General features: G+C 38.9%; 13 protein-coding genes. 4 read left to right on the top strand and 9 right to left on the bottom strand.

All coding sequences use genetic code 11. From position 1 onward, the window contains the following. The first annotated feature begins 139 nt into the window (after positions 1 to 139). The 3 genes from ABMY35_RS12685 (at position 140) to ABMY35_RS12675 (ending at position 3,132) form a co-directional block, all read left to right on the top strand. Entirely contained in the window at positions 140 to 1,426 is a 1,287-nt protein-coding gene (locus tag ABMY35_RS12685) for a citrate synthase (protein WP_130253794.1), read from the top strand. Between the two features lie 80 nt (positions 1,427 to 1,506). Continuing rightward, positions 1,507 to 2,724, top strand: a complete 1,218-nt coding sequence (locus ABMY35_RS12680) for a cysteine desulfurase (protein WP_349286528.1) — start codon at positions 1,507 to 1,509, stop codon at positions 2,722 to 2,724. Positions 2,725 to 2,727: 3 nt separating this feature from the next. After that, the gene (locus tag ABMY35_RS12675) at positions 2,728 to 3,132 is read left to right on the top strand and encodes a SufE family protein (protein ID WP_349286527.1); all 405 of its coding nucleotides are present in this window, start codon (positions 2,728 to 2,730) and stop codon (positions 3,130 to 3,132) included. On the opposite strand, the gene tcdA is transcribed toward ABMY35_RS12675, so the two are convergent. The 7 genes from tcdA to ABMY35_RS12640 form a co-directional block, all read right to left on the bottom strand. Then, the gene (gene tcdA, locus ABMY35_RS12670) at positions 3,129 to 3,926 is read right to left on the bottom strand and encodes a tRNA cyclic N6-threonylcarbamoyladenosine(37) synthase TcdA (RefSeq protein ID WP_349286526.1); all 798 of its coding nucleotides are present in this window, start codon (positions 3,924 to 3,926) and stop codon (positions 3,129 to 3,131) included. The genes ABMY35_RS12675 and tcdA overlap by 4 nt on opposite strands. Position 3,927: 1 nt before the next feature. Further along, a complete protein-coding gene (locus ABMY35_RS12665) occupies positions 3,928 to 4,587 on the bottom strand; it encodes a TIGR01621 family pseudouridine synthase (protein ID WP_349286525.1) in 660 nt (219 codons plus the stop codon). Next, on the bottom strand, positions 4,580 to 5,338 hold the full coding sequence (gene kdsB / locus ABMY35_RS12660) for a 3-deoxy-manno-octulosonate cytidylyltransferase (RefSeq protein ID WP_349286524.1): 759 nt from the start codon (positions 5,336 to 5,338) through the stop codon (positions 4,580 to 4,582). Before kdsB ends, ABMY35_RS12665 begins: the two co-directional genes overlap by 8 nt. Further along, positions 5,326 to 5,523: a Trm112 family protein gene (locus tag ABMY35_RS12655; RefSeq protein WP_130253800.1), complete on the bottom strand. Its 198-nt coding sequence runs from the start codon at positions 5,521 to 5,523 to the stop codon at positions 5,326 to 5,328. Before ABMY35_RS12655 ends, kdsB begins: the two co-directional genes overlap by 13 nt. After that, positions 5,513 to 6,493 carry a tetraacyldisaccharide 4'-kinase gene (gene lpxK, locus ABMY35_RS12650; RefSeq protein WP_349286523.1) on the bottom strand — a complete coding sequence of 327 codons (981 nt, stop codon included), beginning with the start codon at positions 6,491 to 6,493 and terminating at the stop codon, positions 5,513 to 5,515. The genes ABMY35_RS12655 and lpxK overlap by 11 nt, the downstream gene beginning before the upstream one ends. A gap of 2 nt (positions 6,494 to 6,495) precedes the next feature. Then, positions 6,496 to 8,244, bottom strand: a complete 1,749-nt coding sequence (gene msbA, locus ABMY35_RS12645; RefSeq protein WP_349286522.1) for a lipid A export permease/ATP-binding protein MsbA — start codon at positions 8,242 to 8,244, stop codon at positions 6,496 to 6,498. Between the two features lie 213 nt (positions 8,245 to 8,457). Then, the gene (locus ABMY35_RS12640; RefSeq protein ID WP_349286687.1) at positions 8,458 to 10,689 is read right to left on the bottom strand and encodes a DNA internalization-related competence protein ComEC/Rec2; all 2,232 of its coding nucleotides are present in this window, start codon (positions 10,687 to 10,689) and stop codon (positions 8,458 to 8,460) included. Between the two features lie 27 nt (positions 10,690 to 10,716). Between ABMY35_RS12640 and ABMY35_RS12635 the strand changes: the two genes are divergently transcribed. Then, complete coding sequence (locus ABMY35_RS12635) at positions 10,717 to 11,223, top strand: DUF2062 domain-containing protein (RefSeq protein ID WP_138478583.1); 507 nt, start codon at positions 10,717 to 10,719, stop codon at positions 11,221 to 11,223. Positions 11,224 to 11,285: 62 nt separating this feature from the next. Here ABMY35_RS12635 and ABMY35_RS12630 read toward each other — a convergent pair whose 3' ends face one another. Both ABMY35_RS12630 and ABMY35_RS12625 read right to left on the bottom strand, forming a co-directional pair. Further along, positions 11,286 to 13,025, bottom strand: a complete 1,740-nt coding sequence (locus ABMY35_RS12630) for a DUF3466 family protein (RefSeq protein ID WP_349286521.1) — start codon at positions 13,023 to 13,025, stop codon at positions 11,286 to 11,288. 11 nt (positions 13,026 to 13,036) lie between these two features. After that, the gene (locus ABMY35_RS12625; protein ID WP_349286520.1) at positions 13,037 to 14,947 is read right to left on the bottom strand and encodes an ABC transporter ATP-binding protein; all 1,911 of its coding nucleotides are present in this window, start codon (positions 14,945 to 14,947) and stop codon (positions 13,037 to 13,039) included.

The raw sequence follows: 14,947 nt of genomic DNA, 5'->3' as shown, positions 1-14,947 counted from the left end.
AATATTTATTATCCATTTTTGCATAATCCTTATAAAAATTGACTTTATACCCCTGTTATACGTTAAAATGATCTGAATTTGCTTAACATTAGTATCACAACATAACAATCGACATTGTTATTTCATAGGAGATAAATAGATGGCAGATAAAAAAGCCACAGTCCATATTGATGGTCATGATCCAATCGAACTTCCAATTTACTCTGGCACTGCTGGTCAAGACGTAATTGACGTTCGTACCTTAGGCGCTCACGGCCACTTCACATATGACCCAGGTTTTATGTCTACTGGCTCTTGTGAGTCATCTATTACCTACATCGATGGCGGTAAAGGTGTACTACTTCACCGTGGTTACCCTATCGAGCAGTTAGCTGAGAACTCAAACTACATCGAGTTATGCTACTTACTTCTTAATGGTGAACTTCCTACAGAAGAACAACATGCTGAGTTCGCTGAAGAAATCACAACCAACACTATGATGCACGAGAAGATTGCTGCTTTCTTCCAAGGTTTCCGTGTAGATTCACACCCAATGGCTATGCTATGCGGTGTTGTTGGTGCACTTTCTTCATTCTACCATGATGACTTAGACATCTCAGATGCTGAACAGCGTCACCGCAGTGCGGTTAAACTAATCGCTAAACTGCCTACTATCGCGGCTATGTGTTACAAGTACAACATCGGTCAGCCATTTGTATACCCACGCAACGACCTTAGCTACGCTGAAAACTTCCTACACATGATGTTCTCAGTACCAGCTGAAAAGTATGAAGTAAGCCCTGTTCTTGCTAAAGCAATGGACCGTATTTTCATGCTTCACGCTGATCACGAGCAAAACGCTTCAACGTCTACTGTTCGTCTTGCTGGTTCTTCTGGTGCAAACCCATATGCATGTATCGCTGCTGGTATCGCGTCACTATGGGGCCCTGCTCACGGTGGTGCAAACGAAGCATGTTTAAACATGTTAGAAGAGATCGGTTCAGTTGATCGTATTGACGAGTATGTTGCTAAAGCGAAAGACAAAAATGACCCATTCCGTCTAATGGGCTTTGGTCACCGTGTTTACAAAAACTTCGATCCTCGTGCAACAGTAATGCGTGAAACGTGTCACCAAGTACTTGAAGAGCTAAACATTCAAGATCCGCTACTAGACGTTGCTATGCGTTTAGAGCAAATTGCGCTTGAAGACCCATATTTCATCGAGAAGAAACTATACCCTAACGTAGACTTCTACTCAGGTATCATTCTTAAAGCGATTGGTATTCCAACAAGTATGTTCACTGTAATTTTTGCAATGTCTCGTACAGTTGGTTGGATCTCACACTGGGATGAGATGCTTTCTCAACCAGGTCACAAAATTGGTCGTCCTCGTCAGCTTTACACAGGCTATACACAGCGCGACTACAAAGCAAAATCTGAAAGATAATGCTTTAAGATTTGAAAAAGGCCGCACTCGCGGCCTTTTTTATTGTTATAATTTGCAAAATTTTACTTAATTTCTTTAGTATGTGCCCTATCTCTGAGCTTAGACAACAGTTCCCTATCTTTAACACTTCTAACAATGAAGACCTTTTTATCTATCTTGATTCGGGTGCAACGAGCCAAAAACCAAGACAAGTTATCGAGGCTGTAGATTCTTTTTATCGCGAGCAAAATGCAAATGTACACAGAGGTTTACACACATTAAGCGCTCAAGCCACCTCAGCATTTGAGCTAGCCCGTGAAAAAGTCGCTAATTTTTTAAATGTTCAGAGTAAAGAAGTCGTTTGGACATCAGGTGCAACAGATAGCATTAATATTATAGCTAATGGAATTAAAGCGCAGCTAAACCAAGGTGACGTGATATGCGTATCTGCTTTGGAACATCACGCAAACATCGTACCTTGGCAAGAATTATGTAAAGAAAGAGGCTGTATTCTTAGAGTTTTACCTATCAAAGAATCGGGGATTTTAGATATAAAATCATCTGTTGAACTAATTTGTGAACAGAAACCAAAAATTGTTGCCATAAGCCACGCTTCAAATGCCTTAGGAAATATTCAACCTGTAGAGAAAATTATTGAAGCTGCTCATAAAGTTGCAGCAACTACCGTTGTTGATGGCGCACAAGCCTTTATGCACCTTCGTCCTGATCTTCGTAAACTTGACTGCGATTTTTATGTATTTTCTGCACATAAGGCATTGGGACCGACAGGATTGGGAGTTTTGTATGGTAAATATGACCAATTAAATGCACTTAATCCTTTAAGGTTTGGTGGCGAAATGATCAAAGAAGTTTCGTTTGAGCTGACATCATTTCAAGATGCACCAAGCAAGTTTGAGGCGGGTACTCCAAATATTTCAGCTGTCATTGGTTTTTCTGCTGCGCTCGACTTTTTAAACTCAATTGATCACAAAGAATTACAACAATATGAGCAAGGGCTTTATGACTACTTGCTAACTCACTTGCGCAGCATTAATGGCATTATCATTTATGGTGATACTGAAAATAATATAGGCACGGTGAGTTTTAGGTATAAAAATGAGCACCATTTTGACCTGGCAACATTTTTGAATGGCTATGGGATCGCAATACGCAGTGGTCACCACTGTACACAGCCCTTAATGAAGTCACTTGGTATCGATGGCACAATCCGTGTTAGCCTTGCTTTTTATAATAATCATGACGACATTGATGCATTTATTCATGCATTAAAAGAATCCATTGACTTACTTGAAATCTAAAAAATGACGTATAAAGAATTTAAAGAAAAACTCTCTAATTTAAAATCTTGGCAGTTAATGTATCGAGAGATCATGTTACTCGGCAAAAGCTTACCAGAAATGCCTGAGCTGCTAAAAACAGACGATGTTTTGATTAAAGGCTGTGAAAGTAAAGTCTGGCTGAGAGTTGAATTGAGTGATGATCAAATACTTGTGCTGATTGGTGATTCTGACACGCGCATTGTGAAAGGTCTGATGGGACTAATTATGCTTATGCACCAAGGAAAAACGCCAGAGCAAAGCTTAGATATTAATACCTACCATGAGTTTGAAGAGTTGGGCTTAATCAAGCATTTGAGTCCATCAAGAGGCAATGGTATCAAAGCCATTGCTGATACCATTCATGAACAAGTAAAACAGTGGCTTTAAACTGCCACTGTTTTTTTCTTTTTCTCTAGATATTTTTTTATTGCTTTTGATGAAGCGAAAAAGCCAAAACTGGCTGTGACCATAGTGGCAGAACCAAACCCTGTCGCGCAGTCCATATTCTTTGCCCCCTCAGTGCCCTGCTTTGCAAGACAAACTTCACCATCAGCTGTGGGATAAGCCAATTGCTCAGTTGAGTATACACAGTCCACTGCAAACTTACGCTTAGGATTCGTGGTGAAGTTATACTTCTTACGCAATAAGTAACGAACTTTAGCCAATAACGGATCTTGCGTCGTTTTTGCCACATCACCATATAAAATCTGGCTTGGATCGATTTGACCACCCGCACCACCGGTTGTGATTACTGGTATCTTGTTTCTTTTACAATGCGCGATCAACGCTGCTTTTTCATTTACCGCGTCGATACAGTCAATAACATAATCAAAGCCAGTAATATATTCACGAATGTTCTCTAGCGTTAAAAAATCATCAATGAGTTGAACATCGCACTCTGGGTTGATTTGTTTAATACGCGCAGCCATAGCTTCAATTTTTTGCTCACCCACAGAGTCAGTCATTGCATGGATCTGACGGTTGATATTGGTCACACAAATATCATCCATATCAATCAGCGTGATTTTACCAACACCTGTACGCGCTAGAGCCTCTGCAACCCAGCTACCAACACCGCCAATACCAATGACACAAAAATGTGCTTCACCTAGCCAAGTTAAAGCTTGTGCACCATATAGACGGCCAATGCCACCAAATCGTAATTGTTGCTCTTCTGTCATGTTACCAATCTAAATTCAAAGGCGCTTTCCATTGTTGAAAAGCATCTGTTGTTACTAGTTTACTAAATTCTTTGCCCGTATCAGGCAAATAAGTAAAATACTTGTCTTGACCTTGCCATTGAAATGACAAAGCAAAGGCATGCAGATATACCCTGTCGGATGGCGAGGAAGTATATGCGGTATCGCCCAATATTGGACTTGAGATACTTTTCATCGCCACTCGCAGCTGGTGTGTTTTACCTGAGAATGGCTTTAATATTACCCCTCTTAAGCCTTCACCGAGACTTGTTGAATAAAAGCGTGTTACAGCAGGGTTATTAGATGTTTTCTCGAGCTTATAAGTACCACGCCTTGACGCTGACATATCGCCTTTTATCCAACCTTGTTTCTTCTTCGGCTTGCCTTCAGTGATAGCTAGATAAAACTTATCTACTAATCGATTTGAGAATAACTCAGTTAGGCTAGCCGCTGCTTGGCTAGATTTAGCCAAGACGATTAATCCAGAGGTGACCTTGTCTAACCTATGAACCGGGTAGAGTTTGTACTCTTGCTGCGCTTCCAAAAGCGCAACGAAACCCGCGCCTTGCTCAGAGTGAAAGCTAAGTCCAGCAGGTTTTATTGCAACGATAAAATCAGCTTCGTCAGAAATAACTTTAAGCATTGCCACTCAGAATGTTATTAACTCGAAGTAAGTCCTCAGGGGTATCAACACCAGCATAAACAGGTTTACACGCTTTGGTGATTTTTATTTGATAACCGTGGTACAAAACACGCAACTGCTCAAGTGATTCTTGAACCTCTAATGGTGAAACATCAAGATTTAAATATTCAGAAATAAAACCCGCTCTGTAAGCATAAATACCCACATGTCTTTGAAAATGCTGCAAAGGAATCGCTTCTTTTTTCGCTAGCATACTGTCTCTTTGAAACGGAATAGACGCACGAGAAAAATATAACGCGTTGTTATACACATCTTGAACAACCTTTACTGCATTTGGATTGTAAACCTCTTCTTCGTCTGCAATATCCACACTTAGCGTTGCCATTGGTGCTGTAGAGTTAAATAGCAGCTCTGCAACTTGGTCGATATTTTCAGCTTCTAATAGCGGTTCATCACCCTGAACGTTAACGATGATTGTATCTTTATCTAGCGATAATTTTTCAACCACTTCAGACAAACGCTCAGTACCTGACTGATGGTCTTCTCTAGTCATCAAAACATTGTCTGTAAAGTTTGTTGCGCTTTCAAACACTTTTTGATGATCTGTAGCGATATAGACCGCAGCAGCTTTTGACTTACAAGCTTGCTCATAAACTCTTTGGATCATTGGCTTACCGCAAATATCAGCCAAAGGTTTGCCTGGTAAACGAGTTGATGCGTAACGTGCAGGAATAACGACTACGAATTCCACTGCTCTACCTCATCAGCAGAAAGTTCACGCGCTTCATTTTCTAATAGTACTGGAATATCATCATTTATAGGGTATGCAAGCTTAGCCGCTGTGCTGATCAACTCTTTATTTTCTGCATCGTACTGTAACTTTCCTTTTGTTACCGGACACGCGATGATCTCAAGTAATTTTCTATCAAATGCCATGTGTAATACCCTTTTGTTTTAATAATTGATTAATCTGTTCAATCAATTCTTTGGTTGGTGTGGCGTCTACTTTTAAGTAATACCAATTATTTTTTGCAAATTGCTGACATTTTACGGCATCTTTTTCCGTCATAAATACAGCGTTTGATTCTGTTTCTATAAAGTCTTGTTCAGTATAGGCATGATGATCACGGAAATGCTTACATTCAATCAACTTTTTACCGAGTGTTTCAAGGCTTTTTTCAAATCGCTTCGGAGAGCCAATGGCACTGACAGCAATCCCCTCGTTCGGTGTGTTCTCAGCAAACTCTTTATTTTTCACGCTATAAAAGCCTGAAGTCGCTAACTGATATGATAAGAGACTATCACCGCCATTTTCTATCGCTAAATCAACACTGTTAATACGCGAAGGTAATTCTCGTAATGGCCCCGCGGGAATTAAAAAACCATTTCCGAAACGCCTTTTTGAGTCAATAATACAAAACTCAATGGCTCTTGGCATTTTATAATGCTGCATGCCATCATCAGAAACGATGACATCTACTTTGTATTTTTCTTTGAGTATTTTATAACTCGCTTCTCTATCTGCACCTATCACCAAAGGGCATAGCAAGCGATTGTAAATTAGGAAGGGTTCATCACCGGCTTCTTCTACCGTCGAGGTACTTGATAATTCATATGGGTAAGCAAGCGCTTTAGCACCATACCCTCGACTAATCACACCTACTTTCAGCCCCATACTCTCCAAGTGCGGTACTAGCCATAATACAAACGGAGTTTTACCATTGCCACCAATACCAATATTACCGACAACTATAATTGGAATGTCAGCCTTAAATGATTTTGCAATACCGAGTCTAAACAGGAGTTTTCTAAAACTTGATAGGATGAAAAAAAGGCCACTTAATGGCGCGAGCAGCCAAGTCAAAAGTGACTTTTTTTTATACCAAGATGATTCAATATAGCTCATGATTATTCGCCATATTGCATTTGGCAAAGCGCAGCATAGGTGCCTTTTTGAGCAAGTAACGATTTATGATCGCCCTGCTCAATCACTTTGCCTTTATCAAGTACATAAATACAATCAGCGTTTTCTATCGTCGATAATCTATGAGCGATAACAATAGACGTTTTTTCTCTCATCAGTTCATCAAGGGCTGCTTGAATCAAACGCTCAGACTCAGTATCGAGTGCAGAAGTGGCTTCGTCTAGAATTAATATCGGTGCATCCTTAACGATTGCACGTGCAATTGCAATACGTTGTCTTTGACCACCAGACAACATCACTCCATTTTCACCTACCACTGTGTTAAGACCATGCGGTAAGTCTTTTACAAACTCCCAAACATGGGCTTTTTTGGCTATTTCGATGATTTCTTGTTCAGATAAAACCTTATCGGCACCATAACAGATGTTGTTTGCCAACGTATCGTTAAACAACACCACTTGCTGAGAAACGATGGCAAATTGTGCACGAAGATCTTTAAGCGGATATTCTGAAATATTGTGTTCATCTAATAAAATTTCCCCCTCTTTGAAGTCATAAAAACGAGGCAATAGAGATGACAATGTAGATTTACCAGAGCCAGAGCGACCAACTAACGCGATACTTTCACCGGCTCGGATCTTTAATGACAAATTACTTAAAACCGGTTCCCCCTTCGTAGGGTAAGTAAATGTAATGTTGTTAACTTCAATATCACCCTGCGCTTTTTTGAGCTCGCGTGTGCCCGTGTCTTTTTCAATGTCTAGATCTAAAGTTTCAAAAATACTTTGTGCTGCAGTAATACCACGTTGCAACTCGACATTGACATTCGCTAATTGTTTTAGTGGCTTTAACATCATCATCATTGATGACAAAAGAACCACAAATGTGCCTGAAGTAATGGTATCGATAACACTTGGCATCGCAATAATGGCTAGAATTAATGCCATAGCACCAGCCGCTAAAAACTGAATAACAGAGACACTGATAGCTCGTGTTGCATCCATTTTTACTCTTTGCTGACGGTTTTGATTATTTACTTGAGCGAAATTGGCAATTTCTTTATCTTGGCCACCATAGCCATGGATCACTTTATGGCCTGCCAACATCTGTTCTGAGCCACGAGTCACCCCACCCATGGCGTCTTGAATATTTTTTGATATTTTTCTAAAACGTTTTGCGACTACAGCCACAATTATTGCAACTACAGGAATGACGGTTAAAAATATTGACGATAACTTCCAGTTCGCTTCGAACATAACGTACAGTAAGAAAAAGACAAACGCGCCTTCTCTGATAATGACTTGTAAGGCTCTAGTAATGGCTTGTTGAACTTGTTCAGTGTCAAATGTGATTTTAGATATCAGTTCACCATTGGAGTGCTGATCATGAAATGAAACGGGTAAAAACAACATATGCTCAAATAATTGCTGTCTTAGTTTTTGTACTACCCTAGAGCCAACATAACTTAAGCAATAAGAAGCCATGTAATTAAATACACCGCGACCTAGCACAAGCACAATAACAACCACGGGGGCCCAAGTTAATACTTCTGTATTTCTTGATGTTAAACCATCATCAATAAATGGCTGCATTAAGCGTATGAACTGGGCATCCATCGCCGCGTAGCCCAGCATACCAATGACTGAGAATATGGCTGCTAATTTGAAATCATAGGTGTATGAAAAAAGACGTTTATAAATTTGCTTTGCATTATGCTTGGCATTGGTTTGCATAGAAGCTCTCAACTACTTAATAACCTTGTTATTGTACTTCTCAAATGCATAAAACTAAATGCTCTACTTAAAATAACCTCAGCTCTATATAAAAAACTAGTTATTACACTCGCTTTAGTTGTTAAATCAGATGGGTAAAGTTACAACGAATGGTGAACATTTATGTTAATGTTTCATTTTACTTTAAAACTAAAGCTGCATTTAAACACTCAGTCAAAATCTATATCTATGCTTTACCCAAAAGTTAGTTTTTTCTCTTGCCTGTTCTACTTCATAATAATCATCAAAGAAATTAATAGTGATTTGACCAGAAAGTGCGGTGTCAATTAATTTTATATTTTGCGAAGAGTAGCGTTCTTTAACCGTTTTATGGGGTAAATGCCAAGGAGAGAAATAATTTCTTGAAATTAAGCCTATCTCAGGCTTTACAGCTTCTAAAAGTTCAGCACTTGAAGAGGTTTTACTACCATGATGTGGTACAAGTAAGATATCTGACCTTAATATTTGCCCATACTGTTCAACGAGTCGCTTTTCTGCTTCAAATTCAATGTCACCTGTTAATAAAATACTTCCACTAGGGCCTGTCACTTTAGCTACACATGAATTGTTGTTATCAGAGTTCATGTTTTCAATAGGCCAAATAGTCTGAATACTTATATTTTTCATTTTTATATTCTTAATATGACAGAAATTTAGCGGTTCTCCGTTATGAAATGTCCTTAATGAAGCAAAATTATCAAACGCATAAAGCTCCTCAAGGCCGCCACTGTGGTCTTTATCGTCGTGGCTAATAATGGTGTGCCTTAACTCTAATCCACGCGCCTTTATTTCAGGTAAAGTGACATGTTCAAACAGTGAATAAAAGTTAAAGTATTTGGCTCCTAGATCATACAATAATACTTGGTTATCAGACGCTATAAGTACTGATGTACCATGACCCACATCCATCACATCAACCTGCCATAATGGTTTTGAAATGGCATAACTAGATACCATTGAAAATGCTGGTACAAGTGAAAATACTCTGAAGTGTTTGATTAGCAACAGCATCACAATCAGATAAAATAGCACCACAGTTTCAAGTGATAACTGTGACCATTTCAGCCATGCGAAGTCGAGAAGGTAATGCTTTGTCATATCTAATCCTGCTGACAATAAATAATCAACAAACATAAAATCTATGTTGCTAGATACACCGTTTACTAATAAACATAAGATAATGTAAGGAAAAATAACCGTACTTAATAATGGGATGACGCATAGGTTAACAAGCAAGCCAACAATACTCACCCCATTGAAATAGTAAATGCTGAGTGGCGCTAAGCTAATTAACAAAGCAAACTGAATTAAAAACAACCTAATTATAGAATTTGAAAAAAAGCTATGGGCTTTGGTTTTACTCAAAACCCATACAACGGTTGAGTAACCGATAAAGGATAAATATAAACCTGGATCAAGCAAAGAAAAGGGGTTTAACAGTAACACTAATACCAGTGCATAACTTAACATTTGAGCTACTTTTACTGCTCGCCCTGTAAGGAATATATACGAGAATATGGCCACCATTAGCCAGGCTCTGATTGCTGAGACGGGAAAACTACAAAGATAAATATATTGAAATGATATTAATAAACTTAAAGAAATATAGAGTTTATTAAGGTTTAGGCGCTGATAACTAACCGGCAACACACTTAATGTCACCCAAGCTGCGCCCTTAACTAGATAAAAACAAATGAAAACAAGGATCCCGACATGTAACCCCGAAATTGCCAGGATATGCCCAATGCCTAGTTTAATGACATGATCTTTTGTTTCTTCGGGTGTTTTTGATTTATCACCTGTACTTAACCCATATAAGAGCCAGTTTAATTTTTTCTTCTCAAATACCGTCCAGAGCTTATCTCGATAAATTTGCCTTATAGTTTTTTCTGCTGAAGTTCGCCCTTCAAGTGCTTCGATTGTTCCTTTAAAGTAAATTTGTTGTCTAAAAGCATATAATTCTGAATTAAAGCTATGATTATTTTTCCGAGTTCTAAAAACTTTTAGCTTAACCTTCGCTGTGATTTCGTCTCCTTGGGCTAAATTTACAAAATCTGGTTGTATTGCTAATTGCGCTTTAACTGATTTGTAAAAGGGGATTTTTTGATTATTTATTGCGATTAATTTTACTTCTACGAGTGAGTTTTTGTGAGGTGCAATCGCCTCTGTGACAATACCCTTTAACTCACTCACTTCATTCAGTACCCTTTTATCCGGTTCATAGCTATAAAAAAGTTCAGATTGTATGCCTACGACAAAAATAGCAAAAATAAACCCTAACAATAGATTCAAAATGGGCTTAAAATAGCAACTCATTACGATGAGGAATATCAGTGAGCTGTAAAACTGCCAAGTGTGAAAGTAAAATACCGCTTGAACACAGCCGTACAGAAATCCCCAGCACATCAACATTGAAGTATATGGTTGCTTGTTATGCCAAAAAAAACGATCCAAAAATTTTTACCTGATCACAATAAGGTCAAACAGCAGAAATCTTTGAAGATTTTTGGCAGTTTACTCCACGATGCTAACCTTTGGCATCTCAATCGCCGCTCTGCACGGGGCGCTTTTTCTGTAGGCTTATTTTTCGCTTTCATCCCTGTTCCTTTTCAAATGGTATTAGCAGCAGCTTGTGCAATTCCTTTTAGGGTCAACTTACCTTTATCTGTTGCATTAGTTTGGTTAACAAACCCTTTAACTATGCCGCCTATTTTTTACTGCTCTTACAGAGTAGGTGTATTTGCATTAGGCCAAGAGACACAACCTTTCCACTTTGAAGCAAGTTGGGAGTGGCTTGTGGAAAGCTTATCAACAATTGGCCCTGCATTCATGGTTGGCTCTCTCATCTGTGCATCCATCGCAGCACTCATTGGTTATTTCGGCATTGATTGGTTATGGCGACATTCAGTCAACAAGGCTTGGAATTCTAGAGGCCAATAACTATATAAACTATAGACATAAAAAAAGCCCTTACGGGCTTTTTTTATGTCTTGAGGCAAATTTTATGCTTTTCGTCTTCTTAACCACAATAAAGGAAGTGCAAAGATAGAGAGGAATCCAAAGCTTGCTGATTGTCTTTCATATTGCTCAGCTTCAGGAGGTGTACACTCTTCGATTGTGCCACCTGCGATAGGCGTTAAAAGGACGGGAACAGCAACAGTTTCTTTCTCAATGTTACCTTCTGAATCCTTCATTACTTGACCTAAGCTGTCACGACGCTCTACAGTTTTTGTTGCATTTGCGTATATATGACCGGATTCAGTGATTTTTGTTGCTTCTGCAATTGTGTAAGGAAACGCAGTACCGTCTTCAGCTCTACAAGGCAGGAAATCATTGATGTTTGTAACTTTGTCTGAACCAATTTCATATAAAAATGCTTCATATTTTGGCACTGAGGTGTTCTTTTCGACCTCACCTTGACCAATGATTTGCCCTTTGTCATTAATATCTCTTAACGTCGCTTTTGAGCCATTAAAGAATGCTGGAATTTCTTCGTAAGTATCGGAGTTAATATCATAGTAGAAGCCAACTTTTTTTCTTACTATAACACCACCACCAATGCTTCTACCCTGTTCATAGTAATTACCAATAACAATATTATTGTTATTGATGTCAATGGCTTTACCACCTTGAATATAGTTTTCGTGAGGATGGATTCGAATAAACTGGCCATCTTTAAAGTAACCAGCCTGCTCATAAGAATAAAGCCTGTCATCATCAGTATTTCTTACAACTGAATATCCTACCGATATCCCATTTTTATTCGTAGCAAGCGCTAAACTACTGAAGGCACTTTTTTCATCTTCTTTACGAACTAAACCCAAACCTAATTTTGCAGTACTTACCACATTTAAATTATTATCTAATTCCCATTGATAAGCTTCAGTGTTATAAAAACTTCCCCTTTGCAGATCCCATGAACAGACTTGTACCAGTTCATCAATCCCGTCACATTGTTCATTATATCTTTCTTGACTATTTTCTGGGATAGATATACTACTGCTACCAACTGCAATGTAATTACCAGAATCTAATTGAACAATATCTGTAACTAATGAAGAACCACCATAAGTATCAATTTCAGGTTCAAGCGTTACCTTTTTACCACTAGGCGAAATAACTATTCCACGAGAAGACCAATCTCTGACAAAAACGGTTTTATCGTCTTCGCCTTCTTTTTTGAAAACTTCCGGTCTGTATGGTGCAGAACCCCAAGCGACAATGACACCGTCGTTAGTAATTGCAGTCGGGAAGTTAGTTACTGAACGTGTTAGTGAATCAGCATAGGTTGCTTGAGTATCAAAAATAACGAGTTCATCTGCAGAGTTAGCAGTAATTGTTAACCCAATACGATCATTGAGTTTTTGGTATTCAGCATCGCTGCTTTTACCAGCCAAAAATCCGAGCATAAATGCGTTAGCATCCGCATTTGTAGTAGAAATACCATTTTTTACATCTTCTAACGTAAAGGTGGCTTCTTTGTTTATGTCAGAAAGCGCATCGACATACCTATCATAGGCTGTCTTTAAATCTGAATCATCGAAGTTTAAATACGACACATCGATAGCATAATTAAATAATTGTGTTGCGGCACCTATGATATCCCCAGACTCATTTACATCTGAAACAAATGTATTTTTGCCATTTTCATATCTTGGTAATTCAGTTAACTGGTAAGTAGCAGCTATTGCTGTACTACTTAGTACAGACAACATGCTTGCTGCTAAAATTGTTTTTTTCATTTTAATCCTTACTACTGATTCTGTAATTCTTCTAACTCTTCCCAGCGGACATAAGCAGTTTCAAGCTCAGACTCTAGATTTGCCAATTGGTTCAATGCCGCTTGCGTTTCTTGTTGAGGTTGTTTGAAAAACTCTGGATCATTTACCAAAGCTTGATGTTCTTCAAGCGCAAGTTCAAGGGCTTCTACTTTACTAGGCAGTTGTTCTAATTCAAGTTTTAATTTGTAACTTAGCTTACTGCTTTTGTTACTTGTTTTATCTTTTTTTACTTCTTTTACAGCTTGTGAAACTTGCTGCTTTTCCAATTGCTTTCTTTTTTCATCAAGTTCTGCTTTATAGACCTGATAGTCTGTGTAACCACCAATAATATCAATTACTTCACCGTCACCTGAAAACGCCCAGACACTATTACAAGTGTTATCAATGAACTCTCGGTCGTGACTTACAATTAGGATCGTGCCTTGATATTGGTTAATAATATCTTCTAACAACTCAAGTGTTTCAATATCCAAGTCATTAGTCGGTTCATCTAGCACAAGCACATTGGAGGGTTTCAAGAAAAGCTTGGCCAATAACAAACGGTTTTTCTCACCGCCTGACAATGCCTTAACGGGTGTTCTTGCTCTGGCTGGCGGAAATAAGAAGTCTTGTAGATAACCCAACACGTGTCGGCTACGACCGCCCATCATGACTTCCTGCTTACCTTCAGCAACATTGTCTTGCACCGTTGCCTCTTCGTCTAACTTTTCTCGATATTGATCAAAATAAGCAACTTCAAGGTTTACGCCTTGCTTTACACTACCTGACACGGCTTCAAGTTGACCGAATAACAATTTAAGCAAGGTTGTTTTACCAACACCATTTGGCCCAATTAAACCGACTCTATCTCCACGCATAACAAGAGTAGAGAAATCATTGACAATAGGCTTGTCTTTAAATGCATGTTTTAAGTGTTTAGCTTCAAAAACAAGCTTGCCAGAGCGTTCTGCAGTTTCGATATTGAAGTCAGCTTTACCAACTTGCTCTACTCGCTGCTTTCGCTCTACACGCAGTGCTTTTAACGCTCTTACACGACCTTCATTACGAGTACGACGTGCTTTAATACCTTGTCTGATCCAGGCCTCTTCTTCGGCTAACTTTTTATCAAATAAGGCATTTTGCGCTTCTTCTACTTTCAAGTCATGCGCTTTTTGCTCAAGGTATTTTTCGTAGTTACCTGGATAAGAAATTAACTTACCGCGATCTAAATCTAGAATACGTGTTGCAATACTGCGGATAAACGCCCTATCGTGCGAAATAAATACAATGCCGCCTTTAAAATCTTTTAAAAACTGTTCAAGCCAAATAACACTGTTCATATCTAAGTGGTTCGTTGGCTCATCAAGTAGCAACAAATCAGGTTCACTCACTAGTGCTTTTGCTAGGGCTACTTTTCTTAACCAGCCACCTGATAGCTTCTCTAAACGCATATCAGGAGTCAGTTCTAGCTGTGCTAAAACCAACTTAATACGGCTTTCGAAGCGCCAACCATCTTGTGCTTCAATACGAGAAGACAATTTCTCAAATTTATTTAGTACAGACTCAGAGTAGTCTGATTGCATTTGCTCGCTGACATGATGATACTCAATGAGTAAATTAGCGATGTCTGGAATGCCATTCGCTACATAATCAAACACTGAGCCTTCAGCACCTTTAGGCGGATCTTGCTCTAATCGTGATACCTTTAAATCACCAACTTGGTTGATTTCACCATCGTCGAGTTGAACTTGCCCGTCTAGTACTTTGAGTAAAGTTGATTTACCTGCGCCGTTACGTCCAACAATACAAACGCGTTCACCGGCTTCAATCACCGCATCAGCATTATCTAATAGTGGGTGTGTACCAAAAGCTAACTGCGCTTTTGCAATTCTGATTAAATCCAT

Source organism: Pseudoalteromonas sp. BZB3, from assembly GCF_040104455.1.
Lineage (GTDB): Bacteria > Pseudomonadota > Gammaproteobacteria > Enterobacterales > Alteromonadaceae > Pseudoalteromonas.
The sequence above is the reverse complement of the archived record's forward strand: the minus strand, read 5'-3'. Positions and strand labels throughout refer to the sequence as shown.

Coding starts and splice junctions, on each gene's coding strand:
- ABMY35_RS12685 (WP_130253794.1), top strand. CDS start 140: ATGGCAGATAAAAAAGCCACAGTCCATATTGATGGTCATGATCCAATC.
- ABMY35_RS12640 (WP_349286687.1), bottom strand. CDS start 10,689: ATGTGCTGGGGATTTCTGTACGGCTGTGTTCAAGCGGTATTTTACTTT.
- ABMY35_RS12630 (WP_349286521.1), bottom strand. CDS start 13,025: ATGAAAAAAACAATTTTAGCAGCAAGCATGTTGTCTGTACTAAGTAGT.
- ABMY35_RS12680 (WP_349286528.1), top strand. CDS start 1,507: ATGTGCCCTATCTCTGAGCTTAGACAACAGTTCCCTATCTTTAACACT.
- ABMY35_RS12675 (WP_349286527.1), top strand. CDS start 2,728: ATGACGTATAAAGAATTTAAAGAAAAACTCTCTAATTTAAAATCTTGG.
- msbA (WP_349286522.1), bottom strand. CDS start 8,244: ATGCAAACCAATGCCAAGCATAATGCAAAGCAAATTTATAAACGTCTT.
- ABMY35_RS12665 (WP_349286525.1), bottom strand. CDS start 4,587: ATGCTTAAAGTTATTTCTGACGAAGCTGATTTTATCGTTGCAATAAAA.
- ABMY35_RS12655 (WP_130253800.1), bottom strand. CDS start 5,523: ATGGCATTTGATAGAAAATTACTTGAGATCATCGCGTGTCCGGTAACA.
- lpxK (WP_349286523.1), bottom strand. CDS start 6,493: ATGAGCTATATTGAATCATCTTGGTATAAAAAAAAGTCACTTTTGACT.
- tcdA (WP_349286526.1), bottom strand. CDS start 3,926: ATGACAGAAGAGCAACAATTACGATTTGGTGGCATTGGCCGTCTATAT.
- ABMY35_RS12635 (WP_138478583.1), top strand. CDS start 10,717: ATGCCAAAAAAAACGATCCAAAAATTTTTACCTGATCACAATAAGGTC.
- ABMY35_RS12625 (WP_349286520.1), bottom strand. CDS start 14,947: ATGGATTTAATCAGAATTGCAAAAGCGCAGTTAGCTTTTGGTACACAC.